This is a genomic window from Allobosea sp. (assembly GCF_036675845.1).
Taxonomy (GTDB): Bacteria; Pseudomonadota; Alphaproteobacteria; order Rhizobiales; family Beijerinckiaceae; genus Allobosea.
The window spans coordinates 1-4,325 of the sequence record NZ_JAKFED010000123.1 but is presented as its reverse complement, the minus strand read 5'-3'; the positions used below and the strand labels follow the sequence as shown (position 1 = coordinate 4,325).

Annotated in this window: 5 protein-coding genes; 2 read left to right on the top strand and 3 right to left on the bottom strand. The window is 67.7% G+C overall.

The window, feature by feature from the left end; translation table 11 throughout:
* Positions 1 to 148 precede the first annotated feature (148 nt).
* Positions 149 to 1,333: a MalY/PatB family protein gene (locus V6M56_RS13240; protein WP_332684392.1), complete on the top strand. Its 1,185-nt coding sequence runs from the start codon at positions 149 to 151 to the stop codon at positions 1,331 to 1,333.
* 42 nt (positions 1,334 to 1,375) lie between these two features.
* On the opposite strand, the gene V6M56_RS13235 is transcribed toward V6M56_RS13240, so the two are convergent.
* Together V6M56_RS13235 and V6M56_RS13230 are read right to left on the bottom strand one after the other, a co-directional pair.
* A complete protein-coding gene (locus V6M56_RS13235; RefSeq protein WP_332684390.1) occupies positions 1,376 to 2,134 on the bottom strand; it encodes an anti-sigma factor in 759 nt (252 codons plus the stop codon).
* The gene (locus V6M56_RS13230; protein ID WP_332684388.1) at positions 2,131 to 2,694 is read right to left on the bottom strand and encodes a sigma-70 family RNA polymerase sigma factor; all 564 of its coding nucleotides are present in this window, start codon (positions 2,692 to 2,694) and stop codon (positions 2,131 to 2,133) included. The genes V6M56_RS13235 and V6M56_RS13230 overlap by 4 nt, the downstream gene beginning before the upstream one ends.
* Before the next feature lie 201 nt (positions 2,695 to 2,895).
* Here V6M56_RS13230 and V6M56_RS13225 point away from each other — a divergent pair, with 201 nt between their 5' ends.
* Entirely contained in the window at positions 2,896 to 3,684 is a 789-nt protein-coding gene (locus V6M56_RS13225) for a DUF4394 domain-containing protein (RefSeq protein WP_332684386.1), read from the top strand.
* A 71-nt stretch (positions 3,685 to 3,755) separates the two neighbouring features.
* Here V6M56_RS13225 and leuD read toward each other — a convergent pair.
* Positions 3,756 to 4,325, bottom strand: a 570-nt coding sequence (gene leuD / locus V6M56_RS13220) for a 3-isopropylmalate dehydratase small subunit (protein ID WP_332684384.1), incomplete at its 5' end; no start/stop codon positions are given.

Genomic DNA, 4,325 nt, shown 5'->3' with positions numbered 1-4,325 from the left:
CCGTGTGAAAACAGCAGACTCTAAAGCCTGATCGATCCCGCGCCAGACCGCCACGGTAGATTGGAATTGCACGGGGTGATGCTGTCGTAGAAGAACTTTCTTGGTATGCGATCGTGTCGGCCTGACCGGCGATGCATCGGGAACCGAGATGATCGCAACTTCAAATTTTGACCTGCGGATCGACCGCCGCGGCAGCAACTGCGCGAAATGGGACAAGATGGAGGCCACCTACGGGGTGCCGGCTTCCGACGGCATCGCCATGTGGGTGGCGGACATGGATTTCCGGCCACCTCCTTGCGTGCAGGCAGCGGTCGAGGCGATGGCGGCGCATGGCGTCTACGGCTATTTCGGCAGCGAGCAGGCGAGCAGCGACGCGATCCGCTGGTGGATGAAGAACCGCCATAGCTGGGAAGTCGAGCCGCAGGCGATCTTCACCACGCATGGGCTGGTGAACGGCACGGCGATGTGCGTCGACGCCTATACGAAGCCGGGCGACGGCGTCCTCGTGATGACGCCGGTCTACCACGCCTTCGCCCGGATCATCCGGGCCGCAGGCCGGCGCCTCGTCGAATGCCCGCTGGCGAACGAGGATGGCCGCTATGTCCTCGACATCGCCGGCTGGGATGCGCTGATGACCGGCTCGGAGCGGATGCTGATCCTGTGCTCGCCGCATAATCCCGGCGGGCGGGTCTGGACGCAGGGCGAACTCAGGGAGATCGCGGACTTCTGCCGGCGCCACGACCTGATCCTGGTTTCGGACGAGATCCACCACGATCTCGTCATGCCGGGGCACAAGCACCTGGCCATGGCGGTGGCCGCGCCGGAGATCCTGGATCGGCTGGTGATGATGACCGCGACGACCAAGACCTTCAACATCGCCGGCTGCCATGTCGGCAACGTCATCGTTCCCGACGAGGCGCTGCGCGCCCCGTTCCGGGCGCGGATGAACGCCATGGGCATCTCGCCGAACGCCTTCGGCATGGCGATGGCGACCGCCGCCTACAGCCCCGAGGGCGCGGCCTGGGTCGATGCGCTGGTCAAGTATCTCGACGGCAACCGCCGGCTCTTCGACGCCGGGGTCGGCAGCATTCCCGGCGTGCGTTCGATGGCGCTGGAGGCGACCTATCTCGGCTGGGTCGACTTTTCCGGGACCGGAATGGAGGCAGCGGAGTTCATCGCGCGGGTCGAGAAGCAGGCGAGGATCGCCGCGAACCATGGCGCGAGCTTCGGCACCGGCGGCAGCAGCTTCCTGCGCTTCAACCTCGCGACCCCGCGCTCGGTCGTGGCCGAGGCCGTCGAGCGCCTGAAGGATGCCTTCGCCGACGTGCAGTGACGATTCGGCGGCGACCCGACGGGGGCGCCGCTGCCGCTCGCCCTACAGCCTCTGCGAGGTCGTGCCCTTGGCGATGATCGGGCCGGTCGGCCGGCCGGTCGGCGAGCCGGTGGCCGGCTCCAGCGTGATCTCGAAGAGCTGGTCCTTGCCGAGCGGCAGGTTGTCGAGGCGCAAGGGCGTCGTGCGGGCGCTGTCGATCAGGCCGACCGAGCGCGGGCCGACGGCGCGGTCCCAGAGCGTCCAGATCTCCAGCGCCTTGCCTTCCGGCACATTGATCGACTGCAGCGGCAGCATCTCGACCCGGCCGTCGGCGAAGGTGTGGACCACCGCCGCGGCGACGCTGGCGTCGGTCAGCAGCACCGCGACCATCACCGGCTGGCGCTTGGCGCGGTCGAGCGCGCCGAAAAGGCCGATGGCGAGCAGCAGGCTCGCCAGTGCCCCGGCAAAGGCTGCGCCGCGCCAGACGAACAGGCTGTCCCACCAATCGGAGAAGCGGCTGCGCACGGCTGGCGCGGCTCGCGACATGGCAGCCGGAGCGGCGGCGGCCGAGGCCACGACGCCGGCGACGCCGGCCTCGATCCGGCTCCAGAGATCGGCAGGAGGGGTGACCGGCGTCGCCGTGGCGTCGATCGCCGCGAGATGGCCGCGCCAGGCCTCCACCGAAGCGGCGAAGTCGCGGTCGCGCTCATGGCGGTGCTCGGCGGCGGCAAGCTCCGTCCCTTCGATCAGGCCGAGGACATATTCGCCGGCGAGCGCATCGCGCTCGGGCGGGGGCAGGGCAGTGTCGGCGGAGGGGCTCATCCGAGGCACTCCTTGAGCGAGATCAGCGAGCGCCGGATCCAGGATTTTACCGTGCCCATCGGCATTTTGAGGCGGCCGGCGATCTCGCCATGGGTCAGCCCCTGGACGAAGGCGAGCAGCACGAGGCTGCGCCGCTGCGGCGGCAGTGTCTCCAGGCAGGCGCGCAGCGCGCTGGCATCCGACAGCTTCGACATCACGGTCTCGGGATCGTCCTCTTCGCTCGCCATCTCCTCGGCGATGGGCGTGTCGCTGGTCTCCGTCCGTCTCTCGTCGCGCAGGATCGAGAGCGAACGGTTGCGCAGGATCGCGTAGATCCAGGTCAGGCCGCTGCCGCGCTCGGGGTCGAAGCGGGCGGCATGGCGCCAGATCAGTACGAAGGCGTCCTGCACCGCTTCCTCCGCCAGGGCCCGGCGCTTCAGCAGACGCTGCGCCACGCCGAGCATACGCGGCGACTCGGCATCGTAGATGCGCCGCAGCGCCGATTTATCGCCGGAGGCGCAGGCCAGCAGCGCCTGCTCGATCTCGCCCATGCCTCGCGGCGGCGCGGCGCCCGTCGCCATCCTCGTCTCCTCAACTGGCGCGCGCGTCGCGAAGCGCGCGCCAGTGCAAGTCTACACGGCTTCCCCGGTCGCGGATGCAGCGCTTCTTTTTATTTTTTCCGGCGCATCCGGCCGGCGGTGCCGCGGCTAACCCCCATGACGGCCGCGTTCCAGGCGGCTTTGTCCAGGCTTTCAAACGCGACGCGAACCGGAGGAAACCCCATGCGCCATTCCCGAACCCTGCTTCTCGCCTCGACCGTGCTTGCGGCGGCCATCGTCCCGCTGGCGGCGCAGGCTGCCATGCTCGCCGCGCTGTCCGGCGACAACACGCTGACCATGATCGACACCGCGACGCAGAAGGCCGGCAAGTCGATGAAGGTCACCGGCATCAACGGCAAGATCGCCGGCATCGACGTGCGCCCGGCCGACGGCATGCTCTATGCGCTCGCCACGGACGGCACGATCTACAGCATCGACGCCGCCGGCAAGGCGACGATGAAGTCGAAGATGGACACGGTGCTCGCCGCCAGCGCCATGGCGACGGTCGACTTCAACCCGGCGGCCGACCGGCTGCGGGTGATCGGCTCGGATGGCACGAATCTCCGGGTCAATGTCGATGACGGCAAGACCACGGTCGACGGCAAGCTGAAATTCGCCGAGACCGACATGCACAAGGGCGAGGCGCCGATGGTGGTCGCCGCCGCCTACAGCAACTCGGTGAAGGGCACCAAGGAGACGGCGCTCTACGACATCGACGGCAAGATCGGCGGGCTCTTGAAGCAGGCGCCGCCGAATGACGGCGTGCTTGGCGCCATCGGCAAGCTCGGCGTCAGCGCCAAGTCCGTCGCCTTCGACATCGAGACCGGAGCGGATGGTTCGAATACCGGCTGGCTGCTGGCCGACGGTGCTTTGCACAAGGTCGACCTCGCCACCGGGAAGGCCTCGATGGTCGGCAAGGTCAGCGGGCTGAATGCGCCGGTGCGCGACGTCGCAGCGCTACCGGCGATGTAGGGGCTGCATCGCTGCCTGACCATCGGGAGGGCCACCGCTCCGCAAGGGGCGGCGGTCCTTTTCGTTCGAGCTCAGGCCCAGGCGCGGGTCTTCAGCTTTTCCTCATAGGCCTCGATCTTCGGGGCCTTCGCCATGGTCAGGCCGATATCGTCGAGGCCGTTGAGCAGGCAGTGCTTGCGGAACGGGTCGATCTCGAAGGTCACCGTGCCGCCGTCGGGGCCCTTGATGGTCTGGTTCTCGAGGTCGATGGTCAGCGTCGCGTTGGAGCCGCGCTCGGCATCGTCGAACAGCTTGTCGAGATCCTCCTGCGAGACCTTGATCGGCAGGATGCCGTTCTTGAAGCAGTTGTTGTAGAAGATGTCGGCGAAGCTGGTGGAGATCACGCAGCGGATGCCGAAGTCGAGCAGGGCCCAGGGCGCATGCTCGCGCGAGGAGCCGCAGCCGAAATTGTCGCCGGCGACGAGGATCTCCGACTTGCGGTAGGCCGGCTGGTTGAGGACGAAGTCCGGGTTCTCCGAACCGTCCTCCTTGTAGCGCATCTCCGAGAACAGCGCGGTGCCGAGGCCGGTGCGCTTGATCGTCTTCAGATACTGCTTGGGGATGATCATGTCGGTGTCGACATTGATCACCTTCAGCGGGGC